The sequence below is a fragment of the Nonomuraea sp. NPDC049714 genome (genome assembly GCF_044465295.1).
In the GTDB taxonomy this organism is placed as follows: Bacteria; Actinomycetota; Actinomycetes; order Streptosporangiales; family Streptosporangiaceae; genus Nonomuraea.
In genome coordinates, this window is the sequence record NZ_JBITLM010000008.1 from 23,944 (window position 1) to 40,282 (window position 16,339).

Here is a 16,339-nt window from a genome sequence, read left to right on the forward strand (position 1 = left end):
GATCGGAGTACACGCTGATGTCGCACGCTGTCCTGGAGTTACTCCAGCAGGTGATGTCGTCGCCATGGCTGTATCTGGCGCTGTTCGGGCTGGCGCTGCTCGACGGGTTCTTCCCCGTCGTGCCGGCGGAGACCTCGGTGATCACCGCCGGGGTGTTCGCGGCGACCGGGCAGACGAACCTCGCCCTGGTGATCGTGGTGGCCGCCCTGGGCGCCTTCGCCGGTGACCACATCTCCTACGCGCTCGGACGCAAGGCCGGTGGCAGGATCCGGCGGCGCAAGGCGTTCGTGTGGGCGCGTGACACGCTCGCCGAGCGCGGCGGGCTGGTCCTGGTCGTGGCCCGCTACATTCCCGGCGGCCGGACCGCGACCACGCTCACCATGGGCGCCGTCCGCTACCCGCTGCGCTCGTTCACCTTCTTCGACGCGATCGCGGCCGTCTCCTGGGGCGTCTACTCCGGGCTGATCGGCTTCTTCGGCGGGATGGCGTTCGAGCAGGACCCGATCAAGGGCCTGCTGCTCGGACTCGGCATCGCGCTGAGCATCACCGCGATCGTCGAGGTGGTCCGGTGGGCCAGGAAGCGACGCGCCACCAAGGCTTCTCCCCAGCGCCTCCCGGTGGACACGTCCGTTTGACCCTGCCCGGTGACCATCCAGATTGAAAGGAGTCGGCATGACTGTGCTGGCCGCTGCTATCGCCCTCATCGGATCGCTGTTCTTCGCGCTCGGCGCCGCTCTGCAGCAGTTCGAGGCGTTCGGTACGGCCAAGCCCGGTCTGCTGGCGCTGCTGCGCAGGCCGCGCTGGCTGTTCGGCGGACTGTCCATTCTGGTGGGAGGCGGCCTGCACATCGTGGCGCTCGGCCTCGGCCCGCTGACCGTCGTGCAGCCGATGGGCGTGGCCAGCCTGCTGTTCGCGCTGCCGATCGCCGCCACGCTGCACGGCCGCAAACCCGCTCGCAACGAGCTGGCCGCGGCGGGCGTGGTCGCGGCCGGGCTGATCGGGCTGGTGCTGCTGGTCCCGGAGTCGGCGGGCCCCACACAACTGACCACGCAGGGGCTGTTCACCCTGCTCGGCGTGGCCGGCGTCGCGGCGGTCCTGCTGTGGGCGGGCTCGAAGGCGGCCTCCCCCGCCGGCCGCGCCGCCCTGCTGGCCACCAGCTCGGGAGTGCTGTACGGCGCCACCGCCACGCTGGTCCGGGTGCTGGTGGACGGCGGCTGGAACTGGTGGTACCTCCTGGCGCTGCCCGTTCCGGCGCTGCTGGCGCTGATGATGCTGCAGCGCGCCTACGCCGTCGGCCACTTCGGCGTCTCCTTCGCCTCCCTGCAGATCGCCGACCCGCTCACCGCGGTGGCCTTCGGCGCCCTGCTGCTCGGTGAGCCGCTGCCCACCGGCGTGCTGCCGATCGCGGCGGCGGCGATCACCGCGGCGGGCACCTTCGCCCTGGCGCGCACCAGCCCGCTGGAGGCGCGGCACTGATCTTCACCTCGATCTCACCTCTCCGGCCTTCCCCAGCCGGGGTTCAAATCTCGAAAACGGAGTCACCCATCATGGCCATGCCCATGCGCACCATCGAAGCAACGACCGCACTCGCCCCCGCCCCCACTCGTCCCCGGCGGGTCCTGATCTCCAGCGACACCTATCCTCCCGACGTGAACGGCGCCGCCTACTTCACCCACAGGCTGGCCACCGGCCTGGCCGAACGCGGCAACGAGGTGCACGTGGTCTGCCAGTCGGAGCTCGGCCCGGCCAGCTCCGACGTGGTCGACGGCGTCATCGTGCACCGGCTGCGCTCGGCGCCGCTGCTGGTCCACCCGACCATGCGCGTCACCGTCCCCACCCGGCTGGACCGGCTCGTGGAGGCCATCGAGCCGGACGTGCTGCACACCCAGGGCCACTTCGTGGTCGGCAGGTCCGCCATCGCCGCCGCCCGCCGCCGCGGCGTGCCGATCGTGGCCACCAACCACTTCATGCCCGACAACCTCTTCCAGTTCGCCCACATCCCGGCCAAGCTGCGGGAGAAGGCGGGCCGGCTGGCCTGGCGCGACTTCGGCCGGATCTTCGGCAAGGCCGACCACATCACCACGCCGACCCCGCTGGCCGCCGGCCTGCTCACCGCCCAGGGCTTCGACTACGACGTGGAGCCGGTCTCCTGCGGCATCGACCTGACCCGGTTCCACCCGCACGCCGAGCCGAAGGCCTGGGCCCGCAAGCGGTTCGAGCTGCCCGACCGGCCCACCGTGCTGTTCGTCGGCCGCCTGGACGAGGAGAAGCGGCTCGACGAGATCGTGCGGGCGCTGCCGTACGTGCTCAACGAGACCGACGCGCAGGTGGCGTTCGTCGGCAAGGGCAACCAGCGCGGCGAGCTGGAGAGGCTGGCCAGGCGGATCGGGGTGGGCGAGCGGACGTTCTTCCTCGGGTTCGTGCCCGACGAGAGCATGCCGCAGGCGTTCGCCGCCGCCGACGTGTTCGCCATGCCGGGGGTCGCCGAGTTGCAGAGCATCGCGACGCTGGAGGCGATGGCCAGCGGGCTGCCCGTGGTCGCCGCCGACGCCATGGCGCTGCCGCACCTGGTCGACGGCAACGGCTACCTGTTCCAGCCGGGAGACGTGACGGCGCTGGCCGGGCACCTGACGCGCATCCTCGCCGACGACGCGCTGCGTGAGCGCTTCGGCCGGGCCAGCCGCGAGCTCGCCCTCACCCACGACCACCAGGCCTCCCTCGCCCGTTTCGAGCAGATCTACGATGAGGTGGCACGATGAGCGAGCAGACGGCCGGCACCGTGACCGTGGCGGGCACGCTGGTCGCCCTGCTGGCGTTCGGCTACGCCGAGTTCATGCTGCCTGACCGGCCGCTGCTCAGCGACTACGCGCTGGTCTCCGGCGGGCTGCTGCCGGTGGTCATCGGCATGCTCGCCCTGGCGTCGGCCTGCCTGTCGCTGGCGTACGGTCTCGCGACCGGGGAGCCGGGGCGCACCGCGGCCACCAGGGTGCTGCTGCTGGCCGCGGCCGGCGGCCTGATGTTGTGCGCGCTGTTCCCGACCGACGCCACGGTGATCAAGTCGGTGTCCGGGGAGATTCACCGCTGGGCCGGGGCGGTCGTCTTCACCACGCTGCCCGTCGCGGCGTGGGGGCTGGCGCGCGGGCGTGCGGCGCTGCCGCGCTGGACCGCGGTCAAGGCGCTGAGCGTGACTTCCGCGGTGGCGCTGGCCGTCTACCTCGCGGCACACCCGGCCTCCTTCACCTCGCCGTGGATCGGCGGCGAGGCCTACTACGGGCTGCTGCAGCGGGGTCTGGTGCTGACCGAGGTCGTGCTGGTCGCCGCCATGGCGGTGGCCTTCATGATCCGCCGGACCGTCATGGCCCCACCGGTGGCCGGCGCCGCCCCGGCGGCACGCGACGAACGGCTGGCCGCCTGAGGCGCGGGGCCGCCCCGGTGCCGGCCGGCCGCCGCGCGGGCATGCTTCGCCGCCCGCCGAAAGGATGTCGTTCTAGCGTGAGCCCATGCTCATCACCCGTCATGCCGAAGCCCGCGCGCTGCTCGCGGACCCCCGTTACGTCCCGCCGCCGGTGCGGCAGGACGGCGAGCCCGGAACGCTCGCCTGGCTGCGCTCGCGGGTGTCGCGGTTCAGTCATGGGGAGGTCCACGCTGAGCGGCGGCGGGTGCTGACCGCCGTTCTGGCGACGCTCGACGCGGACGCGCTGCGATCGGCGGCCGGAGAGCTGACGCTCGAACGCGGGGGCGACTGGCGGGACGTTCCCACCGCGGTGCTCGGCGCCGCTCTCGGCTTCGACGACACCGGCCGCCTGACGAAGGCCGTACGGACCGCCGCGACGGGTTACCTGTCCGGCGTGGAGAGCCCCGAGGCGGACGCCGCGGTCACCGACCTGATCCGGCTGGCCGGCGGCACCACCCCCGAAAGCCCCGAAAGCCCCGAAAGCATCGCCCGGATCTCCCTGCTCCTCCAGGCCCACGCCGCCACCGAGGGCCTCATCGACGCCGCGCTCGGACACGCGCGGACCCGCTCAGCCACGTTCCCCCGCACGGACCCCGGCGATGACGCCTGCGCGGAGCCCGGCGGACAGGTGGACGGGTTGCTGGATGAGGTGCTTCGGCTTGACCCGCCGTTGCAGGCGACGCGGAGGGTCGATCGGCGGACCGGCGCGGAGATGGTGATCGATCTGGTGGCGGTGAACCGAGACCCTGACGTGTTCGCGGATCCCGGCCGGTTCGACGCCTCGCGGGGTGCGACGCCGCACCTGACGTTCGGCGCGGGCCTGCGGCCCTGCCCCGCCTCCCGGCACGGGCTCGCCCTGGCGGCGGGCGTGCTGGAGGCGCTGCTGGGTAAGGGGCACGGATGAGCGCGAGGTTCCGTGAGCTGCACCGGCCGGGCGACCCCCTGCTGCTGCCCAACGCCTGGGACTACGGCTCGGCGGCGCTGCTCGCCCGGCAGGGGTTCGCCGCCATCGGCACGACCAGCCTGGGCGTGTCCGCCGTGCACGGCAAGCCCGACGCGGGCGGCGCCACCAAGGCCGAGACGGTGGCCCTGGCCAGGACGGTCAAGGACCTCGGCGTGCTGGTGAGCGTGGACGTCGAAGGCGGCTTCAGCGACGATCCCGCGCAGGTGGCGGAGCTCGTCGCGACGCTGGCCGGGCTCGGCGTCGTGGGCGTCAACCTGGAGGACGGCCGGGCCGACGGCACACTGCGCCCGATCGAGGCCCATCAGGCGATCATCGAGGCGGCCAAGGGACACGGCGTGTTCGTGAACGCCAGGACCGACACCCGCTGGCTGGGGACCGGCGACACCCTGGAACGGGTGCGCGCCTACGGGCACGCGGACGGCGTCTTCGTGCCCGGACTCAGCGAGCTGGGCGAGATCGCGCGGCTGGTGGAGAGCACCCCGCTGCCGGTGAACGTGCTCTACCAGCCGGGCGGGCCGAGCCTGGCCGAGCTCGCGGGGGCAGGCGTGGCGAGGGTGAGCACCGGGTCGCTGCTCTACCGGGCGAGCCTGCGGGGCGCCCTGGCCGAGCTGCGGGCCGTACAGGGAGAGCCTGAGCCCGCACTGCCCACCTATGCGGACATCACCGCCATGCTGCCTGAAGCACAATAATCGGAGCATGCGCTTCGACATCCTCGGGCCGACCGAAGTGCGCGACGACAGCGGAGCGCCGGTGGCGCTCGGCGGTCCGCGGGTGCGCGCGCTGCTCGCGCTGCTGGCCCTGGAGGCGGGCCGGATCGTCGGCTCGGACCGGCTCGTCGACGTCCTGTACGGGACACGGCCTCCTGACGGCGTGGCCAACGCGCTGCAGTCGCAGGTGTCCCGGCTGCGCAGGGCGCTGGGGCGTGACCGGGTGGAGTTCCATCCAGCGGGCTACCGGCTGGTGGCCGACCCGCTCGACGTGGACGCGCACCGCTTCGAGCGGCTGACCGCAGCGGGCCGGCAGGCGTTGACCGGCGGCGATCCCCGGCGCGCTGCGGCGCTGCTGCGTGAGGGACTGGAGCTGTGGCGAGGGGTGCCGCTGGCCGACGCCCCGCACGCGGAGGCGGCCGCCGCCCGGCTGGAGGAGCTGCGGCTGGCCGCCATCGAGGACCGGGTCCAGGCCGAGCTGGAGCTGGGCCGCCACCGTGAGCTGGTGGCCGAGCTGAGCCAGCTCACCGCCGCCCACCCGCTGCGTGAGCGGCCGCGCGCCCAGCTCATGCGCGCCCTGTACGGCAGCGGCCGCCAGGCCGAGGCGCTGGCGGCCTTCGACGAGGGGCGGCGCATCCTGGACGAGGAGCTCGGCATCGAGCCGGGCGCGGAGCTGTCCGCCACCCGCCTCGCGGTGCTGCGATCCGATCCGGCCCTGGGCGTCCCGGGCGCGAGCATCCCAGCCCCGGGCGTGCCGGGCGCGGGCGTGCCGGGCGCGCCGGCGGTCAGGCAGGGCATCCGCGCCCAGCTCACCAGCTTCGTCGGCAGGGCGGAGGAGCTGCGTCAGGTGAGCGCCGAGCTGGAGGCGACCAGGCTGGTCACGCTGATCGGCCCGGGTGGCGCCGGGAAGACCCGGCTGGCCGTCGAGGCCGCCGCCCGGACCGGGGGTGACGTGTGCGTCGTGCAGCTCGCGCCGGTGACCGACGGGCCGGACGTGCCACTGGCCGTGCTGGCCGCGCTCGACATCCGCGATCGTACGAACGCCCGTGACCTGCCGGTCGTCGAGCCGATGGCCCGCCTGGCGACCGCGCTCGCCGACCGCAGGCTGCTGCTGGTGCTGGACAACTGCGAGCACCTGATAGAGGCGACGGCGGCCCTGGCCGACACGCTGCTGGCCGCCTGCCCCGCCCTGCGCGTGCTGGCGACCAGCCGCGAAGCGCTCGGCATCACCGGTGAGTGCATCCTGCCCGTCTCACCGTTGGCGTTGCCGCCGCCGGACGCCGCCGACCCGCTCGCCTACCCCGCCGCCCGGCTGTTCGCCGACCGGGCCGCCGCGGTGCGACAGGCGTTCGAGGTCACCGGGGAGAACGCGGCGCAGGTGATCCAGATCTGCCGGGCGCTCGACGGGCTGCCGCTGGCCATCGAGCTGGCGGCGGCCAGGCTGCGCACGCTGTCGCTGCCGGACGTGGCGGCCCGGCTGGACGACCGGTTCAGGCTGCTGACGCGCGGCAGCCGTACGGCGTTGCCCAGACACCAGACGTTGCGCGCGGTGGTCGCGTGGAGCTGGGACCTGCTGGACGACGGCGAGCAGGCGCTGGCCCGGCGGTTGACGGTGTTCGCGGGCGGCGCGACCGCGCGGGCGGCCGAACGGGTGTGCGGGCTGCCCGAGGACGTGCTGTTCTCGCTGGCGGAGAAGTCGCTGGTCGAGGTCGTCGACGGCCGCTATCGGATGTTGCGGACGATTCGCGCGTTCTGCGCCGAGCGGCTGGAGGAGGCCGGCGAGGCGGAGGCGATCCACCACGCGCACGCCGCCTACTACCTGGACCTGGTGAGCACCGCCGACCCGCACCTGCGCGGCGCCGAGCAGCTCGACTGGCTGGCCCGCCTGGACGAGGAGAGCGACGACCTCGCCGCGGCCGTGCGCTGGGCCACCGAGTCGGGTCCGAGTGAGCTGGCCTTACGGCTGGTCGCGCTCGCCGCCTACTACTGGTGGATGCGCGGTCATCGCGCCGCCAGCGCTCACCTGGCCGCCGACCTGCTCACGCGCGTCGGCGACCAGGTGCCGGCCGGCCTGAACGAGGAGCACATGATGTGCCTGCTCGTCGCCGCGTGGGCCGGCAACATCGGCGCGGAGCACTCCGCCCGGCTGCACTCGCTGCGCGACCTGCTGCCCAAGGAGTATCTGCCTGCGCGGCTGGAGTTCCTGACGATGCTCCTGCCCATGTTCACCGGCCCACCACCCGCCTTCGAGGTGCCGTACCACCAGCACGAGATCATCGACAGGCTGCCGCCCTGGCCGAGAGCGCTCACCCACTGCGGCACGGCGTTCCTGCTGCAGATCGAGGGGAGGGTGGAGGAGGCGAAGGCCGAGTTCGAGCAGGCGCTGGGGGCTTTCCGACGCCTGGGCGAGCGCTGGGGGTGCATGCTCGTCCTGTCGGGGCTCGGCGACCTCGCCTTCGAGCAGGGCGACTACGCGTCCTCTTACGCGATGGCCGACGAGGCGCTGAAGCTGTCGCGCGAGCTGGGCGCGATGGCCGACATCTCGGAGAGCCTGTGCCGCCGGGCCGACGCCGTCGCCCGCACCGGAGACCTGGCCGGCGCGGAGGAGGACTACCGCCTCGCGGTCCAGCTGTCCCGCCGGATCGGCTCGGCCGACACCCTCGCCAGGGCCTACTGCGGGCTGGGCGAGGTGGCGCTGGCCCGGGATGACCTGGGTGAGGCGCGCCGCCAGTTGGAGCGGGCGCTGGCCGAGTGCCCCGACCAGTGGTACAGCACCGAGGAGCTCACCGTCCGCATCAAGGCGGGGCTGACCCGGCTGACGGTCAGCGGGCGGTAGGAGATCGGTCAGCGCCGGCCTCGATCGTGGGCGGCATGACGAAGAAATGGGCCACGCTCACCATCGCGTGCCTGGCCACCCTCCTGCTCTCGCTGGACCTCACGGTGCTGCACCTCGCGCTGCCGAGGCTGGTGGCCGACCTCGGCGCGAGCTCCACCGAGCTCCTGTGGATCGGCGACATCTACGGCTTCGCGCTGGCCGGCCTGCTCATCACCATGGGCAACCTCGGTGACCGCATCGGGCGCAAGCGGCTGCTGCTCATCGGCACGGTGGCCTTCGGCGCCGCCTCCGCGGTCACCGCCTACGCGCCCAGCCCGGAGCTGCTCATCGCGGCCAGGGCGCTGCTCGGCGTGGCCGGTGCGACGATCATGCCGTCCACCTTGTCGATCATCCGCAACGTGTTCACCGATCCGGGTGAGCGGACAGCCGCGATCGGCGTCTGGAGCGGGATGAGCGCGGCCGGGTTCGCCGTGGGCCCGGTGGTCGGCGGGCTGCTGCTGGATCACTTCTGGTGGGGGTCGGTGTTCCTGATCAACGTGCCGATCATGGCGATCGTGCTGGTCGGCGGCATCATGGTGCTGCCGGAGTCGCGCAACCCGGACGCCGGTCGCATCGACCTGCCGAGTGTGGCGCTCTCCTTCGCCGGCATCATCGCGGTCATCTACGCCATCAAGGAGGCGGCGCATCAGAGTCCGGCGCACGCCGACGTGCTGGTCGCGGGGGTGCTGGGGATCGCCTGCCTGGTGGCGTTCGGCCTGCGGCAGACGCGGCTGGCCGAGCCGCTGATCGACGTGCGGCTCTTCCGGCGGCGGGCGTTCTCGGCGTCGATCGGCACCAACCTGCTGGCGATCTTCACGATGATGACCATGTCGCTGATCTTCGCGTGGTACTTCCAGCTCGTGCTCGGCTGGTCGCCGTTGCAGGCCGGGCTGGCCGGGCTGCCCGGCGGGCTGAGCGGCGCGCTCGGCGGGATCCTCGCCGCCAGGCTCATCAACCCCCTGGGCAGGAACGGGGTCGTGGCGCTCGGGCTCGCCATGAACGCCGCCGCGTTCCTCTACTACAGCACGCTCGGCCTGGAGCTCAACTATCTGGTCATGGTGGGGTTCATGCTGGTGGGCGGCATGGGCATCGGGCTGGCGTTCACCGTGAACAACGACAACGTGCTCGCCACGGTCCCCGCCCAGCGCGCGGGGGCGGCGGCCGCGGTGTCGGAGACGTCGTTCGAGCTGGGCGGCGCGCTCGGCATCGCCATCCTGGGCACCCTGCTGAACAGCACCTACAGAGGCGCCCTCCAGGTGCCCGCCGGCATCCCGGCGCAGGCGGCCAGGGAGTCGATCGCGGGGGCGCTCACCACGGCCGAGTCGCTGCCGGCCGAGCAGGCCGGGCAGCTCATCGGGGCCGCCCGGACGGCCTTCGTCGAGGCGGTGCACGTCACCTCGCTCGCCACGGCCGCGATGCTGGCGGTCGTGGCGGTGATCGCCCTGGTCGGGTTGCGCGGCGTACCCAAGGTGATCCCGGAGGAGGTGCTGACCCGCGCGCATTCCTAGCAGCTTCGGTGGCGCGCGCCGCGCATGACGCGCGCCACCCGGGCGAGGGCTTAGCCGAACAGGCCGTTGACCCGCTCGTTCGCGCCGTCCAGGGCGTTGACGTCGGCATTGCGGGAGAAGATCGCGTCCATCGTCTCCGTCATCGTGGCGGTGATGTCGGCCCAGTGGTCGGCGATGGGCGCCAGGTGCGTGGTGCCCTCCTCGACGTGCATGGTGAAGGGCTTGACGTCGATGCCCGCCTTCTCGAACGCCTGCTCAGCCCTGGCCTGGGCGCTCTTGATCGCTGGGAAGACGACGGCCTGGTCCGCCACGATCTCCTCCTGGCAGGCGGCCGAGCCGAGGAACTTCACCCAGGCCCACGCGGCGTCCGGGTTGTCGGTGGAGGCCGAGATGTTGTCGGCCAGGCCGTTGAAGAGGCTGGCCCGCTTGCCGGTGGGGCCGACGGGGGTCGGCGCCAGAGCCGACTTCACGCCCTTGAGGTTCCAGTACGACTTGGTGTTCCAGCTACCCTCGGTGACCATCGCGTACTTGCCGGCCCCGTAGGCGTCTATCTGTCCCACGCCCGCGCCGGCGATCGCCATGCTGGGCATGTAGCCCTTGTCGATCAGGGAGGTGAACCACGTGATGGTCTCCTTGAACTTCGGGTCGGCGTAGTTGAACCGGCTGGGCCACGGGTTCTGGTCGGCGTACTGCCAGCCGTTGCTCATGGCGTACATGCTCCACTCGGTCTGGCCGAAGCCCGCGCCGCTGCCCACCAGTCCGAGGCCGTAGACGGCCACCTTGGTCTTGTCGAAGCCGGGCTCGTCACCGCGTTTGCCGTTCTTGTCCACGGTGAGGTGGGCGATGGTCTTCTCGTAGCTGCCGCCGTCCCGCGGGTTCCACTCCAGCTTCTCCATGTCCTCCGGCTTGAGGTTCGCGTCCTTGAGCAGCTCGGTGTTGTAGATGACGGCGACCGTGTCGAAGTCCTTCGGCAGGCCGTACCTCTTGCCGTCCTTGGTGACCCACAGGTCCGCCAGGCCGTCCTGGTAGAGGGCGAGGTCCACCTTGTCCTTGGCGACCAGGTCGTCGAGCGGCATGATCTGGCCCTGGGCGGCGAAGTCGGGGTAGCGCGACAGGTGGCTGACGAACACGTCGGGGGCGGTGCCGGAGACGAAGGCGGTCGTCAGGGTGTTCCAGTAGTCGTCCCAGCCGTACTGGGTGATCTTGACCTTGTAGTTCGGGTTCGCCTTCTGGAAGGCGTCGGCGCAGGCCTGGTACTGCGGCTGCTGGGCGACGTCCCACAGCCAGTAGTCGATGGTCGTGGAGCCGGCGGCGGCATCGCCGCCTTCGGCGGCGCCGCCGCCGCAGCCGGTGAGGAGCAGCGCCGCGGTCGCGGCGGCAGCGAGTGAGCGGAGGTGTCCCTGCATCACAGAACCTTCTTTGCATGTGTTACCAGTGGGGCGGCGGCTTACTTGACGCCTGTGTAGCCGATCGAGTCGATGACCCTGCGGCCGAGCATGGTGAACAGGATGATGATCGGCAGCGCCGCGAAGAGCGTGGCCGCCATGAGGCCCGCCCAGTCGGGGCTGCCCTGCGGGGTCTGGGATCGGAAGATGCCCAGGGCGACCGTGAGCACCCGCACGCTCTCGTCCTTGCCGACCAGGAGCGGCCAGAAGTAGTCGTTCCAGCTCGTGATGTAGGTGAGGATGGCCAGGGTGGCGATCGGCGCCTTGCTGACCGGCAGGATGATCCGGAAGAAGATCCGCACCCGGCCCGCGCCGTCGATGCGCGCCGCCTCCTCCAGGCTGGAGTTGACGCCGAGGAAGAACTGCCGCAGGAAGAACACCGCGAACGGCGTCATGAGCAGGCCGGGCAGCACGATGCCGAGGTAGGTGTTGAGCAGGCCGAGATCCTTGATCAGGATGAAATTCGGCAGCGTGGTGAAGATCGGCGGCACCATGAGCGCGGTGAGGAAGAGCAGGAAGACCGCGTCACGGCCGGGCCAGCGCAGCCGGGCGAAGGCATAGGCGGCCATCGCGCTGAAGAACACCTGCCCGGCCGTGGTGACGGTGGCGACCACGATCGAGTTGCGCAGGAAGAGCCAGAAGGAGACGGTGCCGCTGGAGCCGCCTTCGGCGACCGCCTCGGCGGTGGTGGACAGGCCCAGCACCCGCCGGTAGGCCCCGAGCGTGAAGTCGACGGGCAGCAGATCGGTGGCGCCGGCGGCCAGCGAGCGGGTGTTGGAGAAGGAGGTGCGCAGCATCCAGTAGAAGGGGAAGAGCGTCACGATCATGACGACGACGAGCACGGCCCAGCCGGCGATCCGCCCCCAGGGGAGCTGCCGGCTCCGCATCGAGATGGCTGCCATCACGATCCCTTCAGGTCGGACTCGCCCGCCCGGCTGAGGCGGAGCTGCAGGTAGGCGATCCCGGCCAGCAGCACGAACAGCACCGATGACAGGGCGGCGGCGTAGCCGAAGTGGAAGCGGGTGAAGGCCAGGTCGTAGATGTAGTAGTAGATGACCCTGGTGGCGTTGATCGGCCCGCCGGCCGTGGTGACGGCCACGGTGTCGAACACCTGGAAGGACCCGATGACGGTGAGCACCATGACCAGCGCCATGACCGGGCGCAGCAGCGGCAGGGTGACCCGCCAGAAGATCCGCCACTCACCCGCGCCGTCGATCGCGGCGGCCTCGTAGACGCTGCGCGGGATCATCTGCAGCCCGGCGAAGATCAGCAGGGCGGTGTAGCCGACGTGCCGCCAGGTGTTGACCAGGGCGATGGTCGGGATGGCCAGCTCGGATTCGCCGAAGAAGGCCAGCCGGTCCACGCCGATCCACTCCAGCGCCGTGTTGACGATGCCGAGCTGGTAGTCGAGCATCCAGAACCACACCAGGGCGACCACCACGTTGGCCACCAGGAAAGGCAGCAGCACCACGCCGCGGACGAACATGGACTTCGTCAGCCGGTGCATGAGGACGGCCAGCAGGACCGACATGACGGTCTGCGTGCCGATGTTGATCACCACGTACTCGGCGGTGACCTTGAGCGCGTTCCAGAACAGGTGGTCGCCGAGCAATCGCTCGTAGTTGTCCAGCCCGATGAAGCGGGGCGGCGTGAGCACGTTGTACTGGGTCAGGCTCAGGTAGAAGCCGCGGATGGCCGGCCAGAGGTAGAAGAGCACGAAACCGAGTGCCGCCGGCAGCACGAACGCGAGCGCGACGGGCAGGTCGCCCAGGCTCCGGCCACGGCGGCGGGGAGGGGCGCCCCGTGACGCGGCCTCGGTCCGGCGAGGCGCGGCTTGGGCGGTGTCGCTGGTCATACAACCTCCTCGTGCCCGCCAGTCAGCGGTGCAGCAGCAGGTGCTGGAGAGCGGTGACCGCCGCTCCCCTGGCCCATTCGTTGAAGGCGAAGGGCTTGACGACCACCCGTACGGGGGTGGACGTCCAATGCGTGTGGCGAGCGAGCGCGGCCTGGAAGGCGTCCGCGCACACCTCGTACATGTGGACCGCCTCGCCGGAGAGGATCACGAGCTCGGGGCCGGTGATGTTGGCGACGGTGGCCACGATCTGGCCGAGGGCGGTGCCGGCCTCGTCGAGCACGCGGCGGGCGACGGGGTGGCCGTCGCTTGTCACGTCACGGGCCAGGGCCAGGCAGTCGTCGAAGGTGAGCTCGGGCCGGTCCAGCGCGGTGGCGACGGACCGGCGGATGGCCGGTGAGCTGGCGTAGGCGCGGGCGCACCCGCGGTGGCCCTGCTCGCACATGGGGCCCCGGTCGTCGATGGCGAGATGGCCGACCAACCCGGTGGCCCCGGACTTCCCGGTGACCAGCCGGTCGCCGACGACCATCCCGCAGCCGATGCCGGCTCCGACGGTGATCAGGGCGAAGGAGGAATGGCCGACGCCCTCGCCGAACCACTGCTGGACGGCGGTCAGGGCGCGGACGTCGTTGTCGAGCACGGTCGGCACGGCGACGGCCTCTTCGACGAGCCGGGCCAGGGGTAGCTGGCTCCAGCCGAGGAACGGCGAGGTGTGCACCACGGGGTCGCTGGGGGTGGCCGTGCCGGCGAGGCTGATGCCGACGGCCGACAGCGGCCGGCCCTCCTCCGTCAGGTCGGCGACCGTCTGGGCGATCTGCCCCAGGACGTTGTCGATGTCGTGGTCGATCAGCATCCTGGCGGTCTCTTCCTGGATGGTGGCGGCCAGGTCGGTGCGCACGGCGTACAGCTCGTCGGCGGTGAGCTTGATGCCGACGAACGACATGCGGGACGCGTCGACCTGGAGAGGCAGTGACGGCCGCCCGACTGTCGAGGGCCCCTCTCCCGCCAGCTGCTCACGCAGGTAGCCCGTCTCGATGAAGGGCTTGGTGACCTTCGTCAGCGCGGAGGGCGACAGGGCCAGCCGCCGGGCCACCTCGGCTCGGGACATGGGTCCGTGCACCAGCAACTCGACGAAGACCGAGCGCATGGCGTCCGTGAGCCGTTCACTCTGTGAGAACACGCGGCCCATGTTTGGGTAAGTTCATTCACTGTGTCAAGTAAAGACGTGATACCGATCACACCTGTTATCGTTCTGCGCCATATGAGATCAGGGTTCATTGACCATGTGCACTTATTGGGGTTAGTCTCCAGCCGCCCGAACACTGAAGAAGCCGGGGGACCGCCATGCCCGTAACTCCTCTCGACGAGCACTGCTGGGCGATCGACACGCCTGCTTCGACGTACGTGATCCGCGTGGAGGTGGACCCGGCGACCGGGGAGGCCGCGCCGGCGCAGATGTACTGGGGGCCCCGCCTGTCCACGGACGCGGCCCGCGAGCTCTCCGTGCGCGAGGCCCGCCGCCACGTCACGAGCTTCTCCGCCCCGACCGAGGTCGAAGAGCTCCTGCCGGTGGACGGGGGCGCCCGGTGGGGATCACCGTCGCTGCAGGTCTCCTTCGGCCACGCCCGCTCGGTCGAGCTGCGGTTCGCCGGGGCGGGCGTGCACGACGAGGGTGGCGGCGCCCGGCGGCTGGACCTCACGCTGGCCGACGCCCACCACCCGTTCGAGGTCGTGCTGTCCGTCCGGGCCCACGAGGACACCGACGTCATCGAGCGGTGGACCACCGTGCGCCACCTGCCCGATCAGGCGGGCGAGCCGGTCACCGTGACCCGGCTCGACTCGGCCAACTGGTTCGTCCCCGACCAGTCCGCCTACCGCTACAGCGGCGTCTTCGGCGCCTGGGCGGAGGAGTTCCAGCTCCAGCGCGCGCCGCTGCCCGTCGGGGAGCTGGTCTTCACCAGCCGCCAGGGCATCACCAGCCACCAGGCGAACCCCTGGATCATGATCGACGCGGGTGAGGCGGGCGAGGAGCACGGCGAGGTGTGGGGCGTCGCGCTGGCCTGGAGCGGAAGCTGGCGGCTGACCACCACCCACCGGCCCGAGGGCGGCGTGTCCGTCTCGGCCGGGTTCGGCCACGACGGCGTGCGCTGGACGCTCGAACCGGGCCAGGAGCTGACCGGCCCGCCGGCGCTCGGGCTCTACAGCTCCGGCGGGTTCGGCGCCGCAAGCCGGGCCTGGCATGAGTACGCCCGCCGCCACGTCCTGCCGACACCCGGCGAGGAACGGCCGGTGCTCTACAACTCCTGGGAGGCCACCACCTTCGCGGTGACCGAGTCCGGCCAGCTGGCGCTCGCCAAGACCGCGGCCTCGCTGGGCGTCGAGCTGTTCGTCATCGACGACGGCTGGTTCGGCGTCCGTGACGACGACACCACCTCGCTGGGCGACTGGTGGCCGCACCGCGAGCGTTTCCCCGCCGGCCTGCGCGGCATGCTCGACGGCATCCGCGACCTGGGGATGCGGGTGGGGCTGTGGGTGGAGCCGGAGATGGTCAGCGCCGACAGCGACCTCTACCGCGCCCACCCCGACTGGATCCTGCACCTGGAGAACCGCCGCAGGGACGAGAAGCGCAACCAGCTCGTGCTGAACTTCGCCCGGCAGGACGTCCGCGACTGGGCCCTGGACTGGCTCGACCGGCTGGTCACCGAGCTCGGCCTCGACTACTTCAAGTGGGACATGAACCGGCCCTTCACCCAGGCCGGCTGGCCGGAGCAGGGCGCGGCGCAGGACCGCGTCTGGATCGAGCACACGCGCAACGTCTACCACGTGATGGACCGGCTGCGGGAGCGGCACCCCGGGCTGCGGATCGAGTCGTGCTCCGGCGGCGGCGGCCGGGTGGACCTCGGCATCCTGCGGCGCACCGACGAGGTCTGGCCGTCGGACAACACCGACGCCAAGGACCGCCAGCAGATTCAGGACGGCTTCTCCCAGCTCTATCCGGCGAGCACGATGTCGGCCTGGGTGACCGACTCCCCCAACGTCACGACCGGCCGGGCCATGCCGCTGCGCTACCGCTTCCACGTGGCCATGGCCGGTGTGCTGGGCATCGGCGGCGACCTGCCCGAGTGGTCGCCGGAGGAGCTGTCGGAGGCGGCCGACCTGATCGCCCAGTACAAGTCCGTGCGCCGCGTCATCCAGCACGGCGCCCAGTTCCGGCTGGCGGGCACGCCGGGGCAGGAGCGCTCGGCCGTGCAGTACGTGCTGGACGACCAGGTCGTGGCGCTGGTCTACAACCCGCTGGGCAACGCCAAGCGCGGCCCGCGGCGGCTGCGCCTGACGGGGCTGGACCCGGACGCGCTGTACGAGGTGGTGCTGGGCGGCGACGCCGGGGAGGGCAGGCCGGGCCGGCTCGCGCACGGGTCGCGCTGGCACGGCTCGGCCCTGATGGCGGCCGGCATCAGGCCCGCCGCCTGGGAGCCGATCGGGGCGGACTACCGCAGTGACCTGGTGGCGTTCAGGCGGGTGAGCCGCTGATCG

13 protein-coding genes are annotated in these 16,339 nt (G+C 71.7%); 9 read left to right on the top strand and 4 right to left on the bottom strand.

Translation table 11 applies throughout. The features are described from left to right. The first annotated feature begins 17 nt into the window (after positions 1 to 17). The 8 genes from ACIBQX_RS28805 to ACIBQX_RS28840 all read left to right on the top strand — a co-directional run bounded on the left by ACIBQX_RS28805 (position 18) and on the right by ACIBQX_RS28840 (position 9,508). Entirely contained in the window at positions 18 to 635 is a 618-nt protein-coding gene (locus ACIBQX_RS28805; RefSeq protein ID WP_397009854.1) for a DedA family protein, read from the top strand. 37 nt (positions 636 to 672) lie between these two features. Continuing rightward, positions 673 to 1,476: a DMT family transporter gene (locus tag ACIBQX_RS28810; RefSeq protein ID WP_397009856.1), complete on the top strand. Its 804-nt coding sequence runs from the start codon at positions 673 to 675 to the stop codon at positions 1,474 to 1,476. Between the two features lie 83 nt (positions 1,477 to 1,559). Beyond that, a complete protein-coding gene (locus tag ACIBQX_RS28815; RefSeq protein ID WP_397009857.1) occupies positions 1,560 to 2,759 on the top strand; it encodes a glycosyltransferase in 1,200 nt (399 codons plus the stop codon). Then, positions 2,756 to 3,415: a DUF998 domain-containing protein gene (locus ACIBQX_RS28820; RefSeq protein ID WP_397009859.1), complete on the top strand. Its 660-nt coding sequence runs from the start codon at positions 2,756 to 2,758 to the stop codon at positions 3,413 to 3,415. The genes ACIBQX_RS28815 and ACIBQX_RS28820 overlap by 4 nt, the downstream gene beginning before the upstream one ends. A gap of 85 nt (positions 3,416 to 3,500) precedes the next feature. Continuing rightward, positions 3,501 to 4,358, top strand: a complete 858-nt coding sequence (locus ACIBQX_RS28825) for a cytochrome P450 (protein WP_397009861.1) — start codon at positions 3,501 to 3,503, stop codon at positions 4,356 to 4,358. Continuing rightward, entirely contained in the window at positions 4,355 to 5,107 is a 753-nt protein-coding gene (locus ACIBQX_RS28830) for an isocitrate lyase/phosphoenolpyruvate mutase family protein (RefSeq protein WP_397009863.1), read from the top strand. Before ACIBQX_RS28825 ends, ACIBQX_RS28830 begins: the two co-directional genes overlap by 4 nt. Positions 5,108 to 5,114: 7 nt before the next feature. Beyond that, positions 5,115 to 7,961: a BTAD domain-containing putative transcriptional regulator gene (locus ACIBQX_RS28835; protein ID WP_397009865.1), complete on the top strand. Its 2,847-nt coding sequence runs from the start codon at positions 5,115 to 5,117 to the stop codon at positions 7,959 to 7,961. A gap of 35 nt (positions 7,962 to 7,996) precedes the next feature. After that, on the top strand, positions 7,997 to 9,508 hold the full coding sequence (locus tag ACIBQX_RS28840; RefSeq protein ID WP_397009867.1) for an MFS transporter: 1,512 nt from the start codon (positions 7,997 to 7,999) through the stop codon (positions 9,506 to 9,508). Between the two features lie 50 nt (positions 9,509 to 9,558). Here ACIBQX_RS28840 and ACIBQX_RS28845 read toward each other — a convergent pair whose 3' ends face one another. From ACIBQX_RS28845 to ACIBQX_RS28860, 4 genes are read right to left on the bottom strand one after another with little or no spacing between them, the layout of a single operon-like run. Further along, the gene (locus ACIBQX_RS28845; RefSeq protein WP_397009869.1) at positions 9,559 to 10,914 is read right to left on the bottom strand and encodes an ABC transporter substrate-binding protein; all 1,356 of its coding nucleotides are present in this window, start codon (positions 10,912 to 10,914) and stop codon (positions 9,559 to 9,561) included. 41 nt (positions 10,915 to 10,955) lie between these two features. Then, on the bottom strand, positions 10,956 to 11,855 hold the full coding sequence (locus tag ACIBQX_RS28850) for a carbohydrate ABC transporter permease (RefSeq protein ID WP_397009870.1): 900 nt from the start codon (positions 11,853 to 11,855) through the stop codon (positions 10,956 to 10,958). Continuing rightward, positions 11,855 to 12,808, bottom strand: a complete 954-nt coding sequence (locus ACIBQX_RS28855; RefSeq protein ID WP_397009872.1) for a carbohydrate ABC transporter permease — start codon at positions 12,806 to 12,808, stop codon at positions 11,855 to 11,857. Before ACIBQX_RS28855 ends, ACIBQX_RS28850 begins: the two co-directional genes overlap by 1 nt. Before the next feature lie 22 nt (positions 12,809 to 12,830). Continuing rightward, positions 12,831 to 13,985, bottom strand: coding sequence for an ROK family protein (locus tag ACIBQX_RS28860; RefSeq protein ID WP_397009874.1), 1,155 nt, complete (start codon positions 13,983 to 13,985; stop codon positions 12,831 to 12,833). 164 nt (positions 13,986 to 14,149) lie between these two features. Between ACIBQX_RS28860 and ACIBQX_RS28865 the strand changes: the two genes are divergently transcribed. Next, positions 14,150 to 16,336 (top strand): alpha-galactosidase, encoded by a 2,187-nt coding sequence (locus tag ACIBQX_RS28865; RefSeq protein ID WP_397009876.1) that lies wholly within the window; start codon positions 14,150 to 14,152, stop codon positions 16,334 to 16,336. Positions 16,337 to 16,339: the final 3 nt, after the last annotated feature.